The organism is Rhizobium etli 8C-3, from assembly GCF_001908375.1.
Lineage (GTDB): Bacteria > Pseudomonadota > Alphaproteobacteria > Rhizobiales > Rhizobiaceae > Rhizobium > Rhizobium etli_B.
The window spans coordinates 540,722-565,551 of record NZ_CP017244.1; the positions used below are offsets into that span (position 1 = coordinate 540,722).

The 24,830-nt window shown below is 58.9% G+C and carries 19 protein-coding genes and 1 pseudogene; 13 read left to right on the forward strand and 7 right to left on the reverse strand.

Annotation, left to right across the window (positions count from 1 at the left end):
* The first annotated feature begins 144 nt into the window (after positions 1-144).
* From AM571_RS27530 to AM571_RS27555, 6 genes are all read left to right on the forward strand, one after another.
* Entirely contained in the window at positions 145-1,182 is a 1,038-nt protein-coding gene (locus AM571_RS27530) for a 4-hydroxythreonine-4-phosphate dehydrogenase PdxA (RefSeq protein ID WP_074064185.1), read from the forward strand.
* Between the two features lie 71 nt (positions 1,183-1,253).
* The gene (locus AM571_RS27535) at positions 1,254-2,246 is read left to right on the forward strand and encodes a Bug family tripartite tricarboxylate transporter substrate binding protein (RefSeq protein ID WP_237358646.1); all 993 of its coding nucleotides are present in this window, start codon (positions 1,254-1,256) and stop codon (positions 2,244-2,246) included.
* A 57-nt stretch (positions 2,247-2,303) separates the two neighbouring features.
* The gene (locus AM571_RS27540) at positions 2,304-2,798 is read left to right on the forward strand and encodes a tripartite tricarboxylate transporter TctB family protein (RefSeq protein ID WP_074064186.1); all 495 of its coding nucleotides are present in this window, start codon (positions 2,304-2,306) and stop codon (positions 2,796-2,798) included.
* A 17-nt stretch (positions 2,799-2,815) separates the two neighbouring features.
* Positions 2,816-4,330, forward strand: a complete 1,515-nt coding sequence (locus tag AM571_RS27545) for a tripartite tricarboxylate transporter permease (protein ID WP_074064187.1) — start codon at positions 2,816-2,818, stop codon at positions 4,328-4,330.
* Positions 4,331-4,368: 38 nt separating this feature from the next.
* Positions 4,369-5,778 carry an NAD(P)H-dependent oxidoreductase gene (locus tag AM571_RS27550; RefSeq protein WP_074064188.1) on the forward strand — a complete coding sequence of 470 codons (1,410 nt, stop codon included), beginning with the start codon at positions 4,369-4,371 and terminating at the stop codon, positions 5,776-5,778.
* 258 nt (positions 5,779-6,036) lie between these two features.
* Complete coding sequence (locus AM571_RS27555; protein ID WP_074064189.1) at positions 6,037-6,927, forward strand: LysR family transcriptional regulator; 891 nt, start codon at positions 6,037-6,039, stop codon at positions 6,925-6,927.
* A 68-nt stretch (positions 6,928-6,995) separates the two neighbouring features.
* Here the strand turns inward: AM571_RS27555 and AM571_RS27560 are convergent, their stop codons facing one another.
* Positions 6,996-7,895: a LysR family transcriptional regulator ArgP gene (locus AM571_RS27560; protein WP_074064190.1), complete on the reverse strand. Its 900-nt coding sequence runs from the start codon at positions 7,893-7,895 to the stop codon at positions 6,996-6,998.
* Positions 7,896-7,986: 91 nt separating this feature from the next.
* On the opposite strand from AM571_RS27560, the gene AM571_RS27565 reads away from it, so the two are divergent.
* The 3 genes from AM571_RS27565 (at position 7,987) to AM571_RS27575 (ending at position 10,313) form a co-directional block, all read left to right on the forward strand.
* The gene (locus tag AM571_RS27565) at positions 7,987-8,595 is read left to right on the forward strand and encodes a LysE/ArgO family amino acid transporter (RefSeq protein ID WP_074064191.1); all 609 of its coding nucleotides are present in this window, start codon (positions 7,987-7,989) and stop codon (positions 8,593-8,595) included.
* 171 nt (positions 8,596-8,766) lie between these two features.
* Positions 8,767-9,405 carry a LysE family translocator gene (locus AM571_RS27570; RefSeq protein ID WP_074065608.1) on the forward strand — a complete coding sequence of 213 codons (639 nt, stop codon included), beginning with the start codon at positions 8,767-8,769 and terminating at the stop codon, positions 9,403-9,405.
* Positions 9,406-9,422: 17 nt separating this feature from the next.
* On the forward strand, positions 9,423-10,313 hold the full coding sequence (locus tag AM571_RS27575) for a dihydrodipicolinate synthase family protein (RefSeq protein WP_074064192.1): 891 nt from the start codon (positions 9,423-9,425) through the stop codon (positions 10,311-10,313).
* A 272-nt stretch (positions 10,314-10,585) separates the two neighbouring features.
* Here AM571_RS27575 and AM571_RS27580 read toward each other — a convergent pair whose 3' ends face one another.
* From AM571_RS27580 to AM571_RS27590, 3 genes are all read right to left on the reverse strand, one after another.
* Positions 10,586-11,932, reverse strand: coding sequence for an SLC13 family permease (locus AM571_RS27580; protein WP_074064193.1), 1,347 nt, complete (start codon positions 11,930-11,932; stop codon positions 10,586-10,588).
* 97 nt (positions 11,933-12,029) lie between these two features.
* A complete protein-coding gene (locus AM571_RS27585) occupies positions 12,030-13,544 on the reverse strand; it encodes a malonate--CoA ligase (RefSeq protein ID WP_074064194.1) in 1,515 nt (504 codons plus the stop codon).
* 22 nt (positions 13,545-13,566) lie between these two features.
* Positions 13,567-14,952, reverse strand: a complete 1,386-nt coding sequence (locus AM571_RS27590) for a malonyl-CoA decarboxylase (protein WP_074064195.1) — start codon at positions 14,950-14,952, stop codon at positions 13,567-13,569.
* A gap of 158 nt (positions 14,953-15,110) precedes the next feature.
* Here AM571_RS27590 and AM571_RS27595 point away from each other — a divergent pair, with 158 nt between their 5' ends.
* Together AM571_RS27595 and AM571_RS27600 are read left to right on the forward strand one after the other, a co-directional pair.
* Positions 15,111-15,761 (forward strand): GntR family transcriptional regulator, encoded by a 651-nt coding sequence (locus AM571_RS27595; RefSeq protein WP_074064196.1) that lies wholly within the window; start codon positions 15,111-15,113, stop codon positions 15,759-15,761.
* 224 nt (positions 15,762-15,985) lie between these two features.
* Complete coding sequence (locus tag AM571_RS27600) at positions 15,986-19,348, forward strand: AAA family ATPase (protein WP_074064197.1); 3,363 nt, start codon at positions 15,986-15,988, stop codon at positions 19,346-19,348.
* A gap of 293 nt (positions 19,349-19,641) precedes the next feature.
* On the opposite strand, the gene AM571_RS27605 is transcribed toward AM571_RS27600, so the two are convergent.
* From AM571_RS27605 to AM571_RS27615, 3 genes are all read right to left on the reverse strand, one after another.
* Positions 19,642-20,643: an ABC transporter substrate-binding protein gene (locus AM571_RS27605; protein WP_074064198.1), complete on the reverse strand. Its 1,002-nt coding sequence runs from the start codon at positions 20,641-20,643 to the stop codon at positions 19,642-19,644.
* A 67-nt stretch (positions 20,644-20,710) separates the two neighbouring features.
* Positions 20,711-21,505: a pyrroline-5-carboxylate reductase family protein gene (locus AM571_RS27610; RefSeq protein ID WP_074064199.1), complete on the reverse strand. Its 795-nt coding sequence runs from the start codon at positions 21,503-21,505 to the stop codon at positions 20,711-20,713.
* A 10-nt stretch (positions 21,506-21,515) separates the two neighbouring features.
* Positions 21,516-22,145, reverse strand: a complete 630-nt coding sequence (locus tag AM571_RS27615; RefSeq protein WP_074064200.1) for a TetR/AcrR family transcriptional regulator — start codon at positions 22,143-22,145, stop codon at positions 21,516-21,518.
* Positions 22,146-22,293: 148 nt separating this feature from the next.
* Between AM571_RS27615 and AM571_RS27620 the strand changes: the two genes are divergently transcribed.
* Both AM571_RS27620 and AM571_RS35950 read left to right on the forward strand, forming a co-directional pair.
* The gene (locus tag AM571_RS27620) at positions 22,294-24,330 is read left to right on the forward strand and encodes an NADH:flavin oxidoreductase (RefSeq protein WP_074064201.1); all 2,037 of its coding nucleotides are present in this window, start codon (positions 22,294-22,296) and stop codon (positions 24,328-24,330) included.
* Positions 24,331-24,414: 84 nt separating this feature from the next.
* Positions 24,415-24,740 (forward strand): annotated as a pseudogene (locus tag AM571_RS35950) (hypothetical protein); the annotation flags it as partial.
* Between the last annotated feature and the right edge of the window lie 90 nt (positions 24,741-24,830).

Genomic DNA, 24,830 nt, shown 5'->3' on the forward strand with positions numbered 1-24,830 from the left:
CTCCATATGAGGGTGCTGAAGCCACCTAATGACTCCGCAGTGATCAAGTCAACGAAATATTCTGCATACAGCATGCAGAGCTCTTGATATTGAATGCCGAACCGGTGTATCTGCTTCTTCGAGGAGAAACATGTGGAGAGGTTCATGATCAAAGACGGCGCCACCGAAACGCGTCCAGTAATCGCCCTTGCGATGGGTGATCCGGCCGGCATCAGCCCCGAACTCACCGCGCGCATCATTGCGCTTCCGGAAATTCGCGAGGCGGCGCACCTTGTCGTGATCGGCGACCGCCGTATTCTCGAGGACGGAGCCAAGCAAGCGGGGCTCGATTTGAGCCTTGCCAGCGCGCCGCTCGACAGTTTCGAGCAGGCGGGTAAGGATCGCCACGTCTTCATCGACCTTGCTCATCTCAATCCCGCCGACGTGGTACGCGGCGAGGCGACACTTGCAGGCGGCATTTTCGCCACATCGAACTTCCGCACTGCATTAAAGCTTGCTGACAGCGGCCGGGCGCACGCCGTCTGCTTTACCCCCTTCAACAAGAAGGCGATGCGTTACGCTTATTCGGGCTACGACGACGAAATCCGTTTCGTTGCCGACGTCATCGGTTTCACTGGCAAGGCGCGTGAATTCAATGTTCTCGAGCGCGTCTGGAACGCACGCGTGACTTCGCACATACCTCTCGCCGAGGTTGCGTCAGCTCTGTCGGTGGAGGGGATTGTCGCCGAGCTGGCGCTGACGCAGGCATGCCTGAAAAGCGCCGGTCACGAAAATCCGAGAATCATCGTCGCGGGCCTCAACCCGCATGCTGGTGACGGCGGCAACTTCGGGATGGAAGAGATTGAGATCATCGAGCCGGCCGTGGCAGCCGCGCAAAAGGCTGGCCTCGACGTCGCGGGCCCGTTCCCTGCCGATACCGTCTTTCTGCGCGCACTCAAGGAAGAGTTCCACGCCGTCCTGACCATGTATCACGATCAGGGTCAGATCGCGATGAAACTGATCGGTTTCGACAAAGGGGTGACAATGATAGGGGGCCTGCCGTTCCCGCTGTGCACGCCGGCCCATGGCACGGCCTATGACATTGCTGGAAAGGGCATCGCCGATGTAGGCGCCAGCCGCGAGGCGCTGCTTCTGGCGGCGCGCATGGCCAGGAGGGCTGCAGCACTGTCTGCTGCGGCCTGACTTCAGAAATCTGCAGCATCGCCCGGCACGGAGGAGGGTTCGTGCCGGATGAGTACAAAGGAGGAGTAATGATGAAGAAGCCTTTTTCCATTGCATGCACTATCCTGGCCGCGCTAAGCACGGCTACTCAGGCATTCGCATTCGAGCCGAACCGCCCGGTCGAGTTCGTCGTCGCCTCGGGTGCCGGCGGCGGCACTGACAATTTCGCTCGCACCATCCAGTCCATCATTACGAAGTACAAGTTGATGGATCAGTCGATGGTCGTCCTGAACAAGGGTGGCGGCAGCGGCGCGGAAGCGTTTCTCTATGCAAGGCAGAACAAGGGCGACGCAAACAAGCTCTATTTCGGAACGAACAACGCCTATCTGCTGCCCCATGTAGCGAAGATGGCCTACTCGACCGAGGATCTGACGCCCGTTGCAGCTCTTGCGTTTGACGAATTCCTGATCTGGGTAAAGTCCGATTCCCCATATGGGAAGCCTACGGACCTTGTTGAGGCGGCCAAGGCAAAGCCTGGAACGATTGCCTTTGCCGGCAGCCAGTCCAAGGATACGGACGAGACGCTTGTCGCCCTGATTGAACAGCAGACCGGCGCGAGTTTCAAATACGTGCCGTTCAACGGCGGCGGCGAAGTCGGCGTGCAACTGGCCGGTGGTCACGTGGCTGCAAACGTCAACAACCCGAACGAGAATGTCGGCCAGTGGCAGGCCGGTGCCGTGAAACCTCTCTGTGTCTTCTCGTCCACGCAAATGGCAAGAAGCGAGCCGATCCATGACGGCAAGGGCTGGCAGGATATTCCGACCTGCATCGAGGCTGGGATTCCGATTAAATCCTACAAGATGCCGCGCACTGTCTGGACTGCAGCCGATGTTCCGGAGGATGCACTCGCCTACTACACCGAGGTCCTTCGCAAGGTGAGCGAAACCTCCGAATGGAAAGAGTATGTGCGCAAGACGTCGCAGACCGGTGATTTCCTGACCGGCAAGGCGCTCGGCGACTTCATCGCGACCAGCGAGACGAATGCCGTCAAGGTCTTCAAGACCGAAGGCTGGCTCGTCCAGTGAGAGGATCGGTCCGGCGGGCGCCGCCGGACCGGTTCTTTCTCATAGGGAGGATAGCAAATGCACATTAGACGCATCCACATGGAGCTGGTTGCCGCAACACTGACCGCAGGGATCGGACTTCTTGCTGCGACGGGCTCGCTCGATCTTGGAGTGGGTTGGGAAAGCTCTGGTCCGCAACCTGGTTATTTTCCCTTTTATGTCGGGCTGATCGTGCTCCTGGCGAGCGTCGCCTCCGCCGCGCAGACGCTTCTTGCGCTCCGACGACACGGACAAAAGCGCCAAGAGATCTTCCTGGAGGCCGAACAGGTCAGACGTCTGGCCTCGTTTTTCTTGCCGATGGCGATCTTCGTGGTCGTTGCCATCCAGCTTGGGCTTTACGTCGGCAGCGCGCTCTATCTCTTCTACGTCGCGTGGAGACAGGGCAGATATCATCCCTTTGCAGCCGTGTTTCTTGGCCTGGGATTTGCGGTGGCACTTTATCTAATTTTCGAGATCGTCTTCCAGATCCCGCTGCACAAAGGCCCGCTCGAAAACATGTTCGGCGTTTACTGAACGACAGGGAGGCTTGGATGGGAAATTTTGGGCTGCTGCTGGACGGATTCCAGATCGCTTTGACGCCCTACCACATCATGCTCATGGTGGTGGGCGTGATGCTTGGCTTGATCGTCGGCGTACTGCCGGGCCTTGGTGCGCCGAATGGCGTGTCGTTGCTCATTCCGCTGACGTTCTCGATGGATCCGGTGTCGGCCATCATCCTGCTCGCGTCGATGTACTGGGGTGCCCTCTTCGGGGGGGCGACGACCTCCATCCTCTTCAACATTCCCGGTGAGCCGAGTTCGGTCGCCACGACGTTTGATGGCTATCCGATGGCCCGCGCAGGCCAGCCCACGCGCGCGCTGACACTTGCCTTCATGTCGGCGGGCATCGGTGCGCTTGCCGGGGTTGTTGTCATTACGCTGCTGTCTTCGTGGGCAGCTGGCTTCGCCTTGCGATTCGGCGCACCGGAATATTTCGCCGTCTATTTCCTTGCCTTCTGCGCTTTCGTCGGGATGGGCAGCGCTGCTCCGTTGAAAACGGTGGTTTCGTTGGGACTTGGTCTTCTCTTCTCGACAGTTGGCATGGATACCGTCACCGGATCGCTTCGTCTGACATTCGGGCTCGACGTGCTCATTGGCGGCATCAGCTTCCTTGTGGTCGTCATCGGACTTTTCGGGATTGGCGAAATCCTCGCGACGGTCCAGGACGGCCACAAATTTCGCGGCCTCTCGTCAAGGATCGATCTGCGCGACGTGCTCCGCACCATCGCTGAACTGCCCAGATACCTCACCACAGTCATCCGCTCCTGCGCGGTCGGGATCTGGATGGGGATTACTCCGGGGGGGCCAACTGCGGCGTCATTCATGAGCTATGGCATCGCACGGCAGTGCTCCAAGCCGGGCCAGGCCTTTGGCAGCGGGCGTGCCGAAGGGATCGTTGCGCCAGAAACGGCCGATCATTCGGCGGGAACTTGCGCGATGCTGCCAATGCTGGCGCTCGGCTTGCCGAGTTCGGCGACTGCTGCCGTAATGATGGGAGGACTGATGATCTGGGGCCTCACGCCCGGACCGATGCTCTTCACAACGAAGCCCGATTTCGTCTGGGGCTTGATCGCCAGCATGTATGTGTCGAACATCGTCGGCGTAATTTTAGTCCTTGCCACGGTACCGATGTTTGCAGCGCTCCTGCGCATTCCGTTTTCGATCATCGGGCCAGTCATCGTCGCGATCTGCTTCGTGGGCGCTTATACCGTCTCCAGCGAGACGTTCGACCTTTGGCTGGTGCTCGTCTTCGGCGTCCTAGGCTTCGTCTTCAACAAGCTTGAATTCCCCATTGCCCCGCTGGTGCTTGCCATGGTGCTTGGCCATAAGGCTGAAAATGCCTTCCATCAATCGATGATCATCTCGGACGGCTCCCTTGGCGTCTTCTTCTCTAATCCGCTTGTCGGGACCATCACCACGCTGGCGCTGGCGCTCGTCGTCATTCCCCAGGCCGTCAAACTGCTCTCCCGGTTGCGGCGACGGGGTGCGGCAGGCTCGGCCCACTAGGGCCGGCCGCCGCTATTTCTTACGAGGTTGGAGTGATCATGAACTACCATAGCTACTTTGCCAAAGGCGCCGCCCCCGTTGAATGCTGCATCGTCGGCACCGGCGCCTTCGGGCGCAGCTTCCTTGCCCAGAGCCGCAGAACGCCGCTCGTCAGCACGCGTGTCGCGGTCGATCTTTCCTCGAAGACTGCAGTGGCTGCACTCCATTCGATCGGGGTACCTGCCGATGAAATCGCCCTTTGCCGGACAAAAGAGGAGGCCGCGGCTGCCTGGGCCGAGCATCTGTTCATCGCGACGGACAACCTTGAGACAGTGCTTGGTCTGCCGTTTAGCGTGGTTGTCGAGGCGACTGGCCATCCAGAAGCCGGCGCGCGGCATGCGCGCCTTGCCATCGATGCCAGCAAGCATGTGGCGCTCGTTTCAAAGGAGGTCGACAGCGTGGTAGGCCCTGGTCTCGCTGCGCGGGCACGCCGCAATAATGTGCTGGTAACCCCTGTCGATGGCGACCAGCCAAGCCTTCTCATGGGGCTCATCAGCTGGGCCCAGGTTCTCGGTCTGAACATCATCGCTGCCGGCAAATCCAGCGAATACGACTTCGTCTATGATCCGGCCGAAAACGTGCTGACCTGCAACGGCACGTCGGTCTGCGTGCCGGAGTTTGCCGCTTGGCTCGAGCTGGGTGACCTGGCTGCCGCAGATGTTGCCGCGGGCAGGGCGCAAGCAGCCGCAGCGCTGCCCCAGAGGACGGTGCCCGACCTTTGCGAACTGACTCTTGTTGCCAATGCGACCGGCTTCACAGTGGATCGGCTGGACCTGCACGCCCCCATCGCTCGGATCGGCGAAGTGGCAGACTTCTTCTCTCCGGTGGAGGAGGGTGGCCTGCTCACTCGCAAGACAAGTCTTGACGTGTTTCATTGCCTTCGGCGCCCTGGCGAAGTCAGCTTCGCCGGTGGCGTCTTCGTTACCGTCGAATGCAACGATGCACAGACATGGGCCATGCTTGCTGAAAAGGGGCACGTGGTCAGCAGGTCGGGGCGCACCGCAATGCTCTACCTGCCACGCCACCTCCTGGGCATCGAGGCGGCAAGCAGCATCCTGGAGGTTGGTCTCAAGGGCGTGTCGAGCGGGGCCGAGGAGCCGAAGCCGGTCATTGACCTCGTTGCGCATGCCGATGCCGACCTGCCCGCGGGGACGCTGCTTGCGGCAAGCGGCCACCATCATTCGATTACCAACGTTTCCGGCAGGATGGTGCCGGCGCAGGCGATGTCGGCCGAAAGCCCGGTGCCTTTTTATCTCGCCGCCAACCGCAGGCTATCTCGACCGGTATCGGCGGGAAACGTGATCTTATGTGGTGACGTCGAAATCGATGCAAGTTCCGAGCTGTGGAGGCTGCGACAAGAGCAAGACCGCATATTTTCGAATGGCAACGTCGCCGCCGGTCTGGGATAAAAAGCCCACCTATTCTCCTATCTCAGCAGGCGATTTTGCCTGCCATTGAAAGACGCGCAGGATACGAATCCTTCGCACCGCGTTGACCCTAAGGTTTCCGCGTGCAACTGAAAATCTCTACCGGCGTCGGCCTCACGAGGTGCAGACCGACACGCCACCTCGATGATTTCATCAGGTTCGCTAGCGCGACTGTAGGGACCTAGCTTTGTTGCAGCAAACGATGATATTCGACTGTGCATTAGATTTTTTGGGTTTTCGATGGATCGATCTCGATTGCCGCTCAACGCGCTTCGCGCTTTCGAGGCGTCGGCCAGACACCTCAGTTTCACCCGAGCAGCAATTGAACTCTGCGTCACGCAGGCAGCTGTCAGTCATCAGGTAAAGCGTCTCGAAGAGATGTTGAAAGTATCACTTTTCCGCCGGCTTCCGCGCGGCTTGCTCATTACCGAGGAAGGTTTGTCACTGCTTCCGGTCGTGCGGGATGTCTTCGACCGTATCGGAAGCGCGCTTGACCGCTTCGAAGGCGGCCAGGCCCGAGAGGTCCTGACGGTTGGGGCGGTTGGAACCTTTGCAGTCGGCTGGCTGCTGCCACGCCTCACCGACTTTGCCAGCCACGCATCTTTCGTCGATCTTCGGCTCTCGACCAATAACAATCGTGTCGACATTGCGGCAGAAGGACTTGATTTTGCAATCCGCTTCGGATCCGGCGCATGGCATGGTCTGGACGCAAGCGAGCTTTTCGTGGCTCGCCTATCGGTTTTGTGCAATCCGGATATCGCAGCCCAGCTATCATCGCCGGACGAAGTGATGCGGCACACACTGTTGATGTCCTATCGCAGTGATGAATGGCCGAAATGGTTTGCAGCCGCCGGGGTTCAAAATCCGCCCTCGCCACTAAGAGGAATGGTGTTCGATTCTTCGCTCTCGATGATGGAGGCCGCAATTCAGGGCGCTGGCGTCGCCCTGGCGCCACCGCTTATGTTCGATCGTCAACTGGCAGCTGGCACAATTGTTCAGCCTTTTCCCTATTTGATTTCTACCGGCAGCTACTGGCTCACCAGGCTTCAGAGCAAGGAGCCGACACCTGCCATGGATGCTTTCAGGGCGTGGATACTGGCACAAAGCCAATCGCAAGTCGCTCGGGCTTAGAAAGGACAATTTTCGCCGCTTCCGATCCCTCTGGACGCGAAGTTCCCGATTTTAAACTAGCGCGCGTTTCAGCCCAGCAGATGATGCTTGGCTACGGTCGTGACTTCTCGCGTCAAGTCGACCAGCCGATCTGCTGCATGACGGTTCATTTGCCAGTATAGAGGAACGTCCAGTGGCGTTTCTGCAATCAGTTCTACGAGACGCCCGGACTCCAAGTGCTCGCGCACGAGGTGGGCCGGATTCATGCCCCATCCCATGCCGGAAAGGCTGGCCTCGACGAACGCCTGCGTCGAAGGCAGCCAATGGGTCGGAGGGCTGAGGTCTTCTGCGAGCACCTGACGTATCCAACGGCTCTGGAGCCGGTCCTTTTGATTGAAGGTCAACGCGGGCGCATTGCCGATGGCCCCTGCCGTTACGCCCTTTGAAAAATGCCGGGCGGCGAAATCGGGGCTCGCCGTTGCATGATAGCGGAGCGCGCCGAGAAACATTCGTCGGCAGCCCTGAACCGGCTTCTCCAGGCTGGTGACGGCAGCGACTACCTGCCCACGCCGTAGCCATTCGGCGGTATGATCCTCGTCATCGATCGCAATATTGAAGAGATACGCAGAGCGTCTGGCGAAACTTGACATGGCGGTCAGGAACCATGTTCCAAGACTGTCGGCATTCGTCGCAATGTGCAGCGTCACCCTCGGCTCGGGTTTTGCCGGATCCACGAGGGCGGGCAGATGCTTGAACAGGTCGGCTTCGAGCATTCCGACATTCTCCATGTGCCGGCAGAGCCATTCTCCCTTCTCCGTTGCAGTGCAGGGAGTGCCGCGCGCGACCAAGACGATGCCAAGACGTTCCTCAAGCTGTTTCACCCGCTGCGAGACGGCCGAGGGCGTCACGTTGAGAATGCCTGCGGCCTTTTCGAAGCTGCCTGTTTGAACGACCGCCGAAACGGCGCGGAGAGCGGAGTAATCGATCATTAGTTTTGCTTAATCAGGATTAGCAGCATTAATTATACTAAATTGACGGGATGCGATAGCGGAAAGTCTCGATATTTCGGGAGCGTTTCAATTGAATTTTCCAGTTTTTGGGACCGGCCTCATGATGGGGCTCAGCCTGATAGTTGCGATTGGTGCGCAGAACGCGTTCGTGCTGCGCCAGGGCCTGCGCAACGAGCATGTATTCGCCGTCTGCCTCGCATGTGGGCTGTCGGACGCCTTGCTCATTATCTTGGGGGTGACCAGTTTCCGGCAGATCAGCGCGTTGCTGCCCTGGCTCGATCCGGCAATGCGCTATGGAGGAGCGGCGTTCTTGATCTGGTATGGCGCAAAAAGCCTTTATTCTGCCTTTCGCTCGTCGGGAGCGCTCACGGTGCAGGAGGCGGCTCTACCGAATTTTCGAGCGACCCTTGCGACTTGTCTTGCTCTTACCTGGCTCAACCCGCACGTCTACCTCGATACGGTCGTGCTGCTTGGCACCATCTCGACCCGGTTTCCTGGATACGAGGTGTCGTTCGCGGCGGGAGCCGCAACCGGCTCGTTTCTGTTCTTCTTTTCGCTGGGCTACGGTGCGACCTGGCTACGGCCGATCTTCTCGAAGCCGGCATCGTGGCGAATTCTGGAAGCGCTCATTACTTTTACGATGTGGCTGATTGCCTTTAACCTGTTGAGGGAAATGTAGCCGCCGATCTGCCGCGAGGTCCGCATAGGCCGGGATTGCACCGCCCGCTATCTGCTTTCGGCGACGTCATAAAAAATTCGATCGTTCGCCCAAAGATAGAGACAGGCGCCCGATTTGCACGTTACGCTTCGATCGACCTTCCCTAACAACCAACAGTGATTGGGCCTCAGCTTGTCTTCCGAACTCCACCATCTCCTGATTGTCTACACCGCCTATGTAATAGCCGCCGGAAGCCCGGGCCCCAGCAATATGCGCATCATGGGGGTGGCGATGCATAACGGCCGGCGTGCAGCCCTCATACTTGCTGCCGGCGTGGTCAGCGGCTCGATCTTCTGGGGTGCGATGGCTGCAACAGGTGTGTCAGCAGTCCTGACCCGCTATGCGGAAGCGCTGATTGTACTCAAAATCTTCGGCGGTCTTTATCTTCTTTATCTTGCCTTCAAGGCAGGCAAAGCCGCGCTTGCCTCGGGCGATCAGACTGTGTCGCACAAGGGGGCGAATGGCGCCGCAGTGTCGGGAACCGAGCTCTACCGGCGCGGCTTACTCATGCATCTGAGCAATCCGAAATCGATCCTTGCGTGGATCGCCTTGGTAACGCTGGGTCTCGGCCCGAATTCGTCATGGCACACCCTTGCAGCGATCCTTGGCGGTTGCGCGGTGTTGAGCGTGACCATCTTTTGCGGCTATGCGGTCATCTTCTCGACCGCACCCATGGTGCGCTTGTACCGCCTGGCGAGGCGCTGGATCGAAGGAGTACTGGCCCTGTTTTTCGGCGTTGCCGGTCTCCGGCTGCTACTGGCGCGCACGTAAGGTATGGGAGAAACATCATGAAGCTCTTCGCTGGCCTCTCGGCCTTTTCCATCACGCCCACGGATGCCTTCGGATGTGTCGACACGGCTGCGCTTGCACGCCTCCTCGAACGCATTTCTGCGGCTCGCGTCGACTCGATCGGACTGCTGGGAAGCACCGGCGGTTACGCTTTTCTTTCGAGACACGAGCGGCAGCGTGCCGTTGAGGCGGCAATGGCGTGCGTTGGCGGGAAGATACCTGTCATCGTCGGTGTCGGCGCGTTGAGAACCGACGAGGCTCAGGCGCATGCCCGTGATGCCAGGAAGGCGGGAGCGCATGGTCTTCTGTTGGCACCCATGTCCTATACTCCCCTGACGGAAGAGGAAGTGTTTCAGCATATTTTGGCGGTTGCGGACGCGGGTGAGCTGCCCTTGTGCATATACAACAACCCGAGCACCACGCGCTTCACCTTCACCGACGATCTGATCGTCCGTCTGGCGAGCGCACCGAACATTGTCGCCGCGAAAATGCCGCTTCCCGCCGATGGGGATGTTAAGGCTGAACTTGCGCGTTTGCGAAGCTCCACACCGGACGGTTTCGCAATCGGCTACAGTGGCGATTGGGGCGCAGCTGATGCACTGCTGGCGGGCTGCGACGCCTGGTACAGCGTAATCGGAGGCTTGTTGCCGTCCGAAGCCGTTGCTCTCACGCGTGCAGCCCAAGCAGGAGATGTCTGCGAGGTCAAGCGCCTCGATCAGGCCTTTCAACCCTTATGGAGGCTCTTCAAGGAGTTCGGCAGCTTCCGCGTAATGTATGCGATAGCTGACATCCTTGGCCTTTGCCGCCCCGCGCCTCCACGGCCAATCCTGCCCCTGCAGCCGGCCGACATGCCAAGAGTGAAAGACGCACTCGATCGTATCTTGATCTGAGCGCACATGGGGGCATTTGAGACCGCCTCGTCATAGTAGCCGGCCGCTGCTTGCGTTAACGACTTATGTATTCCGCTACATGCCTCGACGATCCGGCGATCTGACCGAGCCGCATTCCGTGTAGCTGCGGTTGGCGTGGGCTGCACAGCCGAATTGCGGCCGGCTGGGCCGTAGTCATGCACCAGGCACGCTTTACCGGCGCCCATGGGATCTGACGGGCGCCGGTCGTTTCATCGTCGGCAGGCGGTTCCTTTCGGCTGCGGCGCGCTGCGTCAGACGAGTCCAGGCACGACGAAGACCAACCAAGCAACCAGAGGCCCGATGATCGCGATCAGGGCGCTGTAAATCAGCAGTTGACGCAGCACCTTCTCGCGTTTGTCATCCGGGGCGTTGGCAACGACGAGTGCGCCATTGGTGGAAAACGGGCTGGTATCAACGATCGTTGTCGAGATCGCGATTGCCGCTACTACGCCGACGGCGCTGATATGACCTTGCAGCAGGAATGGCACCGCCAAGGGAATGATGGCACCAAGGAGCGCTGTCGAGGATGCAAAGGCCGAGACGATGGCGCCTGTGAAGCATAGCAGCAGCGCAACCAAGAGCGGCATGCCCAGACTTGAAATGCCGTGCGCGACATAGTCGACCGTCCCGGCCTTTTCCATGACGCCGACATAGGTAATGATGCCGGCAATCAGCAGCACGGTCGACCAGCTCACCTTGTCGATTGCCGCCTTTTGAGTTTTTGGTGACAGCAGTGCCAGAGCGACAGCGACAGTCATGGCGACCAAACCCACGTTGAACTTGAAGACCAGGGCACCGATGCCAAGAGCCGTCAAGCCGATCAGGGTGGATATCCGTTCGCTGGTGAGGCGGAATGTTGCAGCTGTGTCGGCGGCCGTGCCATAGGCATGCTCTCTGAGCGGCTTTGCGGGCGTACCCCCATGGCCCCGGATCGATGCCGATACGCCTTCAGGGTGCAGTTCGGGCAAGGGGCCGGACAATACCGATTGCTGCTTCATCACTCGCGCACCGCCAAAAACGAAGAACACCAGTACGGCAATCGCCAGATTGAAGAAGAAGCTGGAGAGGAACAGCGACGTCGGAGCCAAGGGCAGGCCCGCTTTTGCGACGATCTGGTTGGTAATTCCGCCATAGACACTGATCGGCGAAAAGCCGCCGGCCTGTGCGCCATGGATGACCATCAGGCCCATCATCACAGGGTGGATCCTGTATTGCACGGCAAAGCTCAGCGCCACCGGCGCAAGGATGGCCACGGCTGCCGGCCCCAGTGCTCCAAAGCCGGTGATGATCGCTGCGACCATGAACATCACCCAGGGAATCCATGCGACATGTCCTCGCACCAGACGGACGGCACATTCGACAAGCCAGTCGATGGTGCCGTTGATTTGCGCAATCGCAAAAAGGTAGGTGACGGCGACCAGGGTCAGGAACAGATCGCTTGGAAAGCCTGCGAAGATATCGGTAGCTTTCATCCCGATCATGAGCGTTCCGAGTACGAACGTGCAGGCAAAGGCAAGTGCGCCCATGTTGATTGGCTGGATCGTTGCGACGACAAACATGCCGATCAGCAAGAGTATGGATAGTATTTCGATGCTCATGATTCCCCTCCCTCCCGGCGCTCTCGCGCCGGCAGCTTTTCGGTTGCAACAATTGAAAATGTCTGCGCGCCGTCCTCCCAGAAGGCGCACAGGCGGATCAGGTTTTTGCGTAAAGGTCGGCGTATTTCTTCCGAAGGACGTTCTTCTGGACCTTGCCCATGGCATTGCGCGGCAAGTCCTCGGCGAAGATAATGCGCTTGGGCTGCTTGTAACGAGCGAGCCGGTCGTGGAGCGCATGAAGAATGGCGCCTTCGTCAAGCGCCGAATCGGTTTTGCGCACCACGATGGCCGTGACGCCCTCTCCGAAGTCAGGATGTGGAACTCCGATGACGGCGCTTTCGGCGACGCCATCGAGTTGATCGATCTCGCCTTCGACCTCCTTGGGGTAGATGTTGTATCCGCCGGAAATCACCAGGTCCTTGCTACGACCGACAATATGGACATAGCCGTCCTTGTCGATCTTGCCGAGGTCGCCGCTGATGAAGAACCCGTCGGAAGTGAATTCGGCTGCCGTCTTTTCCGGCATTCGCCAATAGCCCTTGAAGACGTTCGGCCCCTTGATTTCGATCATCCCGGTTTCATCGGGTGGCAGCCCGGCGCCGGTGGCAGGATCTGTAACGCGCACCGTCACTCCGGGAAGGGGAAAGCCGACTGTACCGGCGATCCGCGCTCCGTCATAGGGATTGGACGTATTCATGTTGGTTTCTGTCATCCCGTAGCGCTCAAGGATGGCATGACCGGTGCGTTTTTCGAACTCGACATGCGTTTCGGCAAGCAGCGGCGCCGAGCCAGAAACGAAGAGGCGCATATTCGCGACCGCCTGCTTGTCGAGGCGACGGCTCTGCAGGAGGCGCACGTAAAAGGTCGGGACACCCATCAACATGGTAGCCTGCGGCATCAGCGCCACGACCTCGTCTGCATCGAATTTCGACAGCAGGAACATCGAGGCACCGGCAAGCAACGTGACGTTGGTGGCAACGAACAGCCCGTGCGTGTGGAAGATGGGTAGTGCGTGGATCAGACGGTCGCCGGAAGTCACGCGCCAGCAATCGCGCAAGGTCGTGGCGTTTGAACGGAGATTTCCATGCGTGAGCATCGCCCCCTTGGAGCGACCCGTGGTTCCTGAGGTGTAAAGGATCGCTGCCAGATCATCTGCTGAACATGACGCATTCACGAAATCGACTGGTTCGTCCCTTGCAAGATCGAGCAACGAGCCCGTACCGTCGGCGTCAAGCGTTTCGACGATTGCGCCATGAGCCTTTGCAATTGTTGCCACCGCCTGACGCTGAGCCGGCGAGACCACAACCAGGCGCGGCTCGGCATCACCAATAAAGTAGTCGAGTTCGGCGAGCGTGTAAGCTGTATTCAGGGGCAGATAGACGGCGCCACAGCGAAGGCAGGCCAGGTAGAGGATTAGGGCTTCGGCACTCTTTTCCACCTGCGCGGCAACCCGATCGCCGGGACGAATACCGAGGGCGTCGATCGCACTGGCGATGCGTCCTGAAAGATCGAGCGCCTCATCGTAGGTCCAAATCCGTCCGCCATTGATGCGGATGAATGGCGCATTGCCGGGTGCGGCGGCCCGTATGGCGTCGAAAAGATGGTTGCTCATGTCGCGCTCCTCCATTGCTGTTTTACGGTTCGCGTGAAAGTCCGCGAAGCCTGACGACTTTTGTGGCGTCCCCGCTGCGGTCGAGGAGATTTTTGACAGCCGGTGAGGCTGCAACTTCGCCACGCTGCGCCAGGGCCTCGTGGTTGGCTACGATGTCGTCGAGCTTGTAGAGATAGTTGACCATCAGGCCGTGCGCCTGAGCCATTGCCCGGGCCGAGCGGTCGCCGAGAAAATTCAATCTTTCCAATCGCGCTCCGTTGCCGAGATGGAAACGGGCGACGGGATCAAGCAGGCGACCCTGCGGCGTGCGTTCGATCAAAAAATAGCGTGCCGCAAGAGGCAGCAATACGCGCTCCACCTCGGCCGCCTTGGCCTTGTCGTCTGCCCATTTCGGGTCGTCAAGTCGCGCAAGTGCCTTTTGATCGGCATCCGACGGCAAGGGGCTGGCGGTCGAGGCACGCTGATTGGCAAGCCAGCGGGCAAAGCCTGGCACGGGCGACAGCGTCACAAAATTCTTCAATCCGGGCAGGTCTCGCCGCAAGTCCTCGACGACCTGCTTGATCAGAAAATTGCCGAAGGAAATTCCGCGCAGGCCGTCCTGGCAATTGGAGATCGAATAAAAGACAGCCGTCGTCGCCTCGTCGGCGTTGATCTGCTCTCTGCCTTCGTCGAGCACGTCCGCGATGGTGTTTGGTACCGACCGCGTGAGTGCAACCTCGACGAAGACAAGCGGCTCGTCGGCGAGGCGAGGATGGAAAAAGGCAAAGCAGCGACGGTCGGCTGGCGCCAGTCGGCGGCGCAACTCCTCCCAACTGGCGATTTCGTGCACGGCTTCGTACTTGATGATCTTTTCGAGAATGTGCGCCGGCGTCGACCAGTCGATGGGTCGAAGAGTGAGAAAGCCGCGATTGAACCAGGAGCCGAACAGGTGGACGAAATCAGCGTCGATGGCGCGATATTCGTCCGCTTGCGCGGTTAAAGCGAGAAGTTGCTGACGCATCTGGACCAGCTTGGCCGTACCATTGGGCGCTTGGTTCAACCGACGCAGGAGTTCCTGGCGCCGCGGTTCAGCTGCCTCATGGAGCGCCGTGATCGTCGCGGAGTTCTTTTCCGCAAGATAGTTTTTGATCGCCTGATCGAGTTTGGCCGTGTCTGGCCCGAACTTGTCATAGAGCATCTGCAGAAACTGCCGCACGCCGTCGGCATCGAGCTTGCTCCACCGATCGAGGATCTCGGCAGCAATGGCCATACCGGACGCCTCGCCCCGGCTCGACATCAGCATTTCGCAGAGCGTTTCGAAATCGACTTTTGTTGCATCTGTTGGCTTGCGTGAATCCGCAAACAAAAGCTTGCGGCCGCGATCGGTGATGTTTTGCAGCATGTCGCTGAAAAATGAGGTTCCAGGCATGCCGTTCTCCTCCTGCTTCGTGGCTGCAAAGCGACCCGGTCGCCACGGTTCTCATTTGAAAGACTTCGAGCTATAGTATTTAAACTGGCGCATATCGCGTACAATGTCAATGATCGTGTATACAAGAAATTGGTTTAGGTATTATGAGGTGGAAAGACATGTCTGAAAATGTTGGAAGATGGCTGCGAGACGAGATTGAAAATGCTATTCTTTCCAATGAGTTCGCGCCAGGCGAACGGCTCGATGAAATGGTGCTCGCCACCCGCTTCGGTGTATCGCGCACACCCGTCCGTGAAGCGCTGATGCAGCTCAATGCGATTGGACTTATCGAGATTCGCCCGCGCCGCGGGGCGGTCGTCATCGATCCGGCGCCGCACAGGATTTTCGAGATGTTCGAGGTCATGGCGGAGCTCGAAGGTCTTGCTGGATCGCTCGCCGCCCGCCGGCTGGACGACGAATCCCGTGCGGCAATCACGGCCGCCCACAGGCGCTGTGAGCTATCGGCCGGGGCCGGCGACAGCGACGCCTATTATTACGACAACGAGGAATTCCATAAGGCCATCTACGCAGCAAGCCGCAGCGAATTCCTCGAGGAGCAGTGCCTGCAACTGCATCGGCGTCTGCGCCCCTATCGGCGGCTTCAGCTACGCGTGCGAAACCGCTTGTCGACGTCCTTTTGCGAACATTGCGCCATTGTCGATGCAATTTTCGCCGGAAACGGCCAGGAGGCTCGCCGCCTATTGCGGGTACATGTCGGAATACAAGGCGAGAGGTTCAGCGATCTGGTCGCGAGCATGACGACACGATGAGGCCTGCTCGAAGCTGACGCCACCGGCATGTCTCAAGCTCCGCGCTCCCTGAAAAACATGAAGCGCACTTTTCCGGCATAAGCAAATACCACCAACAGCAGGTTCTGGCCTCATCAGGTCGCCTTCGTATATATCCGAACGTCTCAAAATAGTTTCTCCGTGCCGCTCAAAGGCTTCTGGCGTATGCTGTAGGACATGTGGTCCGAGCAGATGGAGGAGGAGCCATGAAGGTCGGTTCCTGGCTGCGCGATCAAGGCCTGGAACAGTACGAGGAAGCGTTCCGGCAAAATGACATCGACGCGGAAATACTTCGGGACCTTACCGCCGAAGACCTGATTGGGCTCGGAGTCATTTCAGTAGGGCACCGCCGCAAACTACTCGCTTCGATTGCAAAGCTGCGCGAGACCGTTCAACAGGTATCCAGGCCAGCCGGCGATAGATCAGTCGCCACCGGAGCGGAACGCCGCCAACTCACCGTGATGTTTGTCGACCTCGTCGAGTCGACTGCGCTCTCGCTACGGCTTGACCCAGAGGAGATGAGCGAATTGCTGCGCCACTATCAGAGGGCGGTGGCGGGCGCAATTGCGCGGTTCGAGGGGCACGTTGCAAAGTATATGGGCGATGGAGTCCTTGCATATTTCGGTTATCCGCGTGCTCACGAGGATGAGGCCGAACGGGCCGTGCGGGCGGGGCTGGCGGCAGTCGAGGCAGTTCGGGATCTGCGACCACCGCATGGTGGGATGCTTCAAGCTCGGGTCGGCATCGCCACCGGCCTGGTGGTTGTCGGTGAGCTGGTTGGTGAAGGTGTAGCACGTGAGGAGGCAGTCGTCGGCGACACGCCCAATCTAGCGGCGCGGCTGCAAAGTCTGGCCGAACCTGGAACCGTGGTGGTGGCATTCCGTACGAGGCAGTTAATCGGTGCTTTTTTTGATCTTGACGAACTTTGTTTCCAACCACTGAAGGGTTTCCCTGGTTCCGTACGCGCTTGGCGCGTGCTCGGTGAAAGCGCTGTGGAAAGCCGTTTCGAAGCCTTGCACGGGTCGGCCCTGACCCCGCTGGTCGGTCGCGACCGTGAGATTGGACTCCTGCTGAAGCACTGGGAAGCAATTAAGGAAGGCGAAGGCCAGGTTGTGCTGCTTGCGGGCGAGCCCGGCATCGGCAAGTCGCGCCTTGTCCGGGCCCTGCGGCGGCGAGTGGAAAGCGAACCGCATACGACAGTCAATCACTATTGCTCGCCGTATTATCAGAGCAGCCCGCTTCATCCGGTGATTGGCCTCCTGAAGCGGGCGGCCGGGTTCGCTGCAGGCGATCCCTCCGAAGTGAAACTGGACAAACTCGAGGGGCTGCTCGCGCTTTCAACTGAAGATGTCGCCGGCGTTGCCCCTTTGCTCGCGGCGCTGCTGTCGATTCCAGCAGGTGATCGCTATCCACCCTCGGAGTTGAATCCGCATCTGCAGAAGGAGCAGACGCTGGAGGTGTTAGTCGATCAACTCATGGGGCTCGCGGCACATCAGCCTGTCTTGGCCGTGTATGAAGACATTCATTGGGCGGATCCAACCTCGCTGGAGTTGCTCGATCGGGTGATTGACCGCGTGCAGGGCTCGCGGGTACTGGTGGTTATCACGTTTCGTCCTGAGTTCCTGCCACCGTGGCTGGGCTATGCCCATGTCACTGCGCTGACGCTTAGTCGTTTGAGCCGACGGCAGGGCACAGCTATGGTCGAGAGGCTGACCGGTGGCAGGGAGCTGCCCGCCGAAGTACTGGATGACATCATCGCAAAGACAGACGGCGTGCCTCTGTTCCTGGAAGAGCTGACGCGGGCCGTGATTGAGACCAACATGCTCAAGGACGAGGGCGACCATTACTCTCTTGCCAGTCCGCTGTCAGCTATTCCAATTCCAGCCACGCTTCAGGAGTCGCTTTTGGCTCGGCTCGACCGACTCGTCTCTGCTAGGGAGGTAGCGCAGCTTGCAGCCGCAATCGGACGAGAATTCTCACACGAGTTGCTTGTGGCAGCCGCGGCGTTGCCGAAGAGCGAGGTGGAGGATGCGCTGGCCGCCCTTATTGCGTCGGGATTGGTGTTCCGCCACGGGGTTTCTTCGCAGGCGACCTACAGCTTCAAGCACGCGCTTGTACGCGATGCGGCGTATGCGACGCTTGTGCGGACGAAACGGCTGCGCTTGCACGCCGGGATCGCCAGGGCGATCGAGCATGGATTCCCGGAGATCGTCCAGGGGCAACCAGAACTTTTAGCCCAGCACTACTCGGAGGCGGGACTGCCTGCACTGGCGATCGGTTACTGGATCAGGGCCGGGCAAGCCGCGATTGCGCGCTCCGCAACGGCGGAAGCGATTACCCATCTGACAAGAGGGCTGGAACTGCTTGAACCCCTACCTGATGATGCTGCACGGCGCCGGCAGGAACTCGAGCTGCAAGTCGCTCTTGGCGTAGCCCTGATGATTGCCAAGGGTTGGGCAGCGCCGGAGGTCGGGCGTAGCAACGCGCGAGCGCGCGAATTATGCGGGCAGCTCGGTGGCTCAAATCGGCTCTTGCCCGTCCTCTACGGGGACTGGGCCTTCCACGTCGTGCGCGCGGAGTTGGAGGCGGGGCGAAAGGCAGGAGAGGAGCTGCTCCTTCGCGCCCGAGAAGAAGGGGATGTATCGGCTGAAACTGTCGGCAACCGCATCGCTGGAACCGATGCATTCCTTCGCGGCGAGTTGGTCATCGCCCGCGAATATCTGGAGAGGTCGCTCGCCCTTTATGACCCGCAGCAACACCGCTCCCTCGCCTTCCTGTTCGCCCAGGACCCCCGGGTAGCAGGGGCGTCCGTCCTATCATGGACGCTGTTCGCTCTTGGCTATCCCGTTCAGGCCCAGACGAAGAGCGACGAGGCGTTGACGGACGCAAGGGAACTGTCCCACCGCAACACCCTCGGCTATGCCCTGCTTTATGGCTGCATCCTGTCGCAGCTTCGCGGCGACTGGCGAGAGGCACGGGACCGAGCAGACTCACTGATCACACTCGCGGGAGCGCAGGGCTCTCCACACTTTCTTGGGGCAGGAATGGTCATTCGAGGCTGGACCTTGGGAGAGACAGGCGAGTTACAGGCGGCCATCACTCAGGTTCAAGAAGGTTTGGGGTCGTGGCAGATGACTGGAGCGAGATTCCTGGTTCCATTTTTTCTAAGCTTGCTCGCGCACCTTGAAACCCGAGCCGGCAAAGCGAAGACGGGGTTGGATTTGCTGACCGACGCGCTGGGTCGGGTGCGCGAAACTGGCGAGCGGTGGTTCGAGGCGGAGCTCCATCGGCTGTCAGGCGAACTGATGCTGCAGTTGCCGATGGTTGATCGAGCCAGGGTGGAGGCACGGCTCCGGCACGCGATTGATGTCGCCCGAGGGCAACACGCCGACTTGTGGGAGTTGCGCGCGGCGACAAGTCTCGGCCGGCTACAGATCGGGGAGAATCGGGGCGGCGAAGCTCATGACCTGCTCGCGCCCCTCTATCACAAGTTTACCGAAGGGTTCGCGACATCGGACCTGCAATCGGCCCAACGTGTTCTTTGTGAGGCCGAAGACCACCGAACGTGATCACAGACTTCGGCAGCCCAAGGGTGCTGGCTCCGACCAGCGTTCATGGACCATAAGGATCGGTCTTTGTTGTCGGTTCGAAACCGGCCCTGGCTTTCGCTTGGCGACACACGCTTTCTTGCGGCTTGCTCGAACTCGATGCAGAGCGTTCCATACCGCAAAAAGCGCCATTGAAACGGCGCCAACATCGCCCACTTCGACACGCGGACGTCCAGTCCGAGCGGCGTAACATTGTCTTACGCAGATCGTGGCGAGCGTATGCGGTGCGCATGGATACGCACCGCACACAGGACTTATAGAGAAGCTTCGATTTTCTTTGCTGCTTCAGGCGAGACCCACTTGCTCCAGAGGTTCTTGTTCTCTTTCAGGAAGTGTTTCGCGCCATCTTCGCCGGACGCTTGATTTTCAGTCATCCAGGCCATCAACTTGCCGACCGTGTCATTGCTCCAGGAGCGCTTTTCGAGATAGCTCATGACTGCAGGACCGACCTTTTCCGAGAATGGTTTCGCCACAAGGGTTACGACCTTGTCGACAGGCCAGGCATTCGGCTTCGGATCAGGGCAATCGGCCACGGTGTTGCATCGCTTCCATTCGGGCGCATCATGGGGCACACCGGCATCAAGCTTTACCATTTCATACTTGCCCAGAAGCGCAGTGGGAGCCCAGTAATATGTCGCAAAGCCCTGCTGGCGCTCATAGGCTTTTGCAATCGCCCCATCGAGGCCGGCGGCCGAACCAGTGTCAACAAGGGTGAAACCCGCCTTGTCAGCGTCGAAAGCCTTGTAGAGTTGCGAAGTGACGATCGTTCCTCCCCAACCCTGGGGCCCGTTGAAAATCGCGCCCTTCTTCGAATCCTCCGCATCTGGGACAAGTTCGGGGTGCTTCAGCATGTCGGGGATTGTCTTGAGGTCGGGATGAGCCTCGGCAAGATACTTCGGTATCCACCAGCCTTGAACGCCGCCATCAGGAAGAGGGGAGCCGACTTGAATGATCTGACCCTCTTCCGTTCCTTTCTTCACGACATCCGGCAGAAGGTCGATCCAAGCTTCGGGCGCGATATCCGGCTGGCCCTTCTCCGCCATCGAAGTGATGGTCGGAACCGTGTCACCAACGGTGATGTCAACGTTACATCCATAGCCTTCATTCAGAATAATCTTGTCGAGGTTCGAAAGAACCTCTGCGCTTTGCCAATTCATGCTGGCAATCGTCACGCTTCCACATTCTGCGGCGCTGACAAGCGATGTTGCGCCGAGAAGGCCGAACATCAGGCATGTTGATGCAAGGAGTTTGTTCATTATCGTTCCCTTTGTTGAGCGGCGCTTTTTTGAAGCGGGGCGCTGCGTTAGCTCGCGCAGGCGGTCGTCAGGAGACGTCTCCCATACTCACCGATTTTTTGGATGCTGCCGAAAGTCCTTCCGAAACGGCGGATTCCAGGCCAAAAGCGCGCATCGCCTCGATCGCCGCTGCGGTCGTGCCTCGATAATTGAGAAACGAATTAACGACGTTGTTCGGACACTCATCTCGATGCTCGAGCAAAGCTCCGGCCCCTATCAGCACCGTGTTCACGGCGCGCCGTGCGATATCTATGGGAAGACCGTGGTCGACGGCATCTTTCATCATCGCGGCGGCAAACAGCGCCGGAAACGCTGGCCCCGACCCGGACAAGCCAGTCAAATAGTCAATATCGCTTTCGCCAATCACTTCGTCTTCGACGCCAAAAGCATGAAAGATGCGACGTGCGATGCTTCGATCGGTCTCGTCCATGCCACCTGATGCAATCCAGGGCGTATAGGATCGGCCAACTTCAGCGGCGGCGTTGGGTATGGCGCGGACAACCCGGCTCGTTTGATGATGTGCCGCAAGCTGATGCAGGCGGATTCCCGCCATAACAGAGATGACGAGTTTGCCGTGGGCGTCGACCGATAGAGAGGGCCAATCGGCCGGACGGACAGAAACGATGATCACGTCCGATCGATCCGCAAGTTCCTGGTTGTCTTGCGTGCAGGGAACGTTCGGAAAAGACGCGGGCCTCTCATGCCGGTAGGAGAGCGTGAGTGCCTTGTGCTCAACAACGTCCTTGTTGAGGATCGCGCTGGCAAGGGCTTTCCCAAGCCACCCTCCGCCACCGATCACGCCGATCCTGATTGAGTCCTGCATCCGCTTCTTCTCATTTCGGTTTATAGCCATGCCTGGCAAAGAAGCGGTCAAGCTCTCTTTGCTGGGGGATCTGGCCGGTGTAGATCGCGATATATTCGGGAATACGCTTCATTCGTACCGCGATCTCTTCGCGGGACTGCATCGAGATGTAGCCAATCTGAACGAGATAGGTCGTCCGGGCTCGGACGTCGGCTGGTGTTTCCTCGTATCCAAAGCGCACGAACATCCGCTTGAGCGCCTCAAGCCGAACTTGATCTGCCTTCTGGACTTCCAAAAGAATCTCTTCGGATTGCAGCGCCCAACTGCGCACTGCAAATTCGAACTTGGAGTCAAACAAGTTCTGATCGATCCAGCAGTCAAAAACGTTAAGCATGGCCTCGGCAAGTGATTCCGCGTAGGCTTCACTCTGCTTTATTATGTTTCCTGTGTTTTTTTCTCGCCATCGCCCAATCAGGCCGACAAGCAATTCTTCTCGATCCTTGAAGAACCAATAGAAGCTCGTCCGAGAAAGGTTGAGTTTCTTGGCCAGGGGGAGAATTTTCACTGAATCAACGCCCGACTCCAGCAGAGATTCGTAGGCCGCTTCCAGCCATCCCTCCTGCGATCCGCGCCAACCGGTATCGTTCAAAGCCTGCTCCATGATTGACCTCCTAACAAAAAATAAAATCCGACACAAGAAAAATGTACACATATGTCAACAAAAACGACTTAAGTGTTTTGTTGGTTGACACATGTGTACATTTCCGCTTAGCGTCTAGGCACAACCGTACTAGTCCGGAGCCCGACAGATGTCGAACGATCCTCTCCTTCAGCCGTATCAGCTCAAGCACCTGAAGCTTCGCAACCGCATCATCGTGACGTCGCACGAGCCGGCATACCCTGAAGATGGTATGCCCAAGGAGCGCTATCTCGCCTACACCGTGGAAAGGGCAAAGGGCGGTGTCGCCATGACGATGACGGCCGGCTCTGCGGCTGTTTCGAAAGACAGTCCGCCCGTTTTCAACAACCTGCTCGCCTACAAGGATGAGATCGTGCCGTGGCTGAAGGCAATGACCGATGCGGTCCATGAAGAAGGAGCAGCGATCATGATCCAGCTCACTCACCTCGGCCGTCGCACGCGCTGGGACAAGGGCGACTGGCTTCCCATTGTCGCACCGTCGCATCAGCGCGAGGCTTCGCACCGGGCTTTCCCCAAGAAGATCGAAGATTGGGACATCGAGCGCATCATCAAGGATTTTGCCGACGCTGCAGAACGCATGAAGGCCGGGGGCATGGACGGAGTCGAACTGGAGGCCTATGGACACCTGCTTGACCAGTTCGTGTCCCCGCTGACAAACGAACTCGAAGGTCCCTACGGTGGTTCGCTCGACAATCGCATGCGCTTCTGTCTGGATGTTCTAAAAGCGATCCGCAAACGGGTCGGAGAGGAATTCATTCTAGGAATACGCTACACTGCTGATGAATGTCTTCCCGGCGGCACCGGCAAGGCTGACGGCCTCGAAATTTCCAAGCGCCTCAAGGAAAGCGGCCTCATTGACTACTTGAATGTGATCCGCGGTCATATCGACACCGACGCCGGCCTCACAGATGTCATCCCGATCCAGGGAATGGCGAACTCCCCGCACCTCGATTTTGCAGGTGAAATTCGCGCCGCGACGGATTTCCCCACCTTCCACGCCGCCAAAATCCCGGATGTTGCAACCGCCCGCCATGCGATTGCGTCGGGCAAGGTCGATATGATCGGTATGACTCGTGCTCATATGACGGATCCGCATATCGTTCGCAAAATCATGGAAAAGCGCGAAGAGGACATCCGGCCCTGCGTCGGCGCCAACTACTGTTTGGACCGCATTTACCAGGGTGGGGCGGCCTATTGCATCCACAATGCCGCGACCGGTCGCGAGCTGACTATGCCGCATGTGGTCAAAAAGGCGGATATTCGTAAGAAAGTTCTCGTCATCGGCGCAGGCCCAGGAGGGCTTGAAGCTGCAAGGGTTGCAGCCGAGCGCGGACATGATGTCGTCGTATTCGAGGCGGCCAACGATCCCGGCGGCCAAATCCGCTTGACGGCCCAAAGCGAGCGCCGCAGGGAAATGATCAGCATCATCGACTGGCGGATGAACCAGTGCGAAAAGAACGGGGTGGTCTTCCATTTCAACACCTGGGCGGAAGCCGACACGGTGGAGACGGAGAGGCCCGACGTGGTGATCATCGCCACCGGTGGCATGCCGCATACAGACGTCCTCTCCACGGGTAATGAACTGGTCGTCTCGGCCTGGGACATCATCTCAGGCGACGTGAAACCAGGAAGCAACGTTCTTATCTTCGACGACGCGGGCGACCACGCAGGGCTGCAGGCTGCCGAGTTCATTGCCAAGGCGGGCGCCAAGGTGGAAATCATGACACCTGACCGGTCCTTCGCTCCGGAAGTCATGGCGATGAACCTGGTGCCCTATATGCGGTCGCTTCAGAACCTCGACGTCACCTTCACCGTGACCTTCAGGCTTGAAGCGGTCGAAAAGGACGGCAATCAGCTCATTGCCCATGTCGGCAGCGACTACGGCGGTGTCGCGAAGCAGCGCACAGTGGACCAGGTCGTCATCAACCACGGGACAATCCCGCTCGATGAACTTTATTTCGAGCTAAAACCCTTTTCCGCCAATCTCGGCGAAATTTCGCAACAGCAATTGATCTCCGGCGAACCCCAGGCAGTTGTGCGCAATCCTGAAGGGAGATTCCAACTCTTCCGGATCGGTGATGCTGTGGCCGCTCGCAACACCCATGCTGCCATCTATGATGGGTTGCGCATCGCCAAGGACCTCTGACGAAAAGCGGTCCGAAATGTCGGACAGCCAACCTTCACGCAGTGCCGTCGGTGCTGTAGCCGGCAAGGGCGCCAAGGCTTGCCCGACACCTTCAAACAGCCGATCTATACCGGCAACGCCATCCAGACGGTGCAGGCTCGCCGCTACCGAGACCAACGGGTCGGACCCGGTCGAGGCGATGCCGGCCATTTCCGATCCGGGTCTTTCGACCTTCCAAGGACGCGCTGTCGGCTTCCGACCGTCCGGAGCTGACCTCGTCAAAGATCATCATCTTGGGCGGCCGGGCACTCGGCTCGTCCAAGAAGTTCAGGCAACTCAAGGACGAGGAGACCCTGATCTTCCAGGTCGCAGACTACGAACTCGTCGCCGATCTCTTCGAAGCCCTGCCGGAACTGCAGAGTTCAATTTGATCGTAGTTATTTTTTCGTGTTAACAGCCGCGACGATCCAACCCATGAACGTGCTGCCTCAGTCGCAGTCCGGTTTTATCCACGGCGGAGA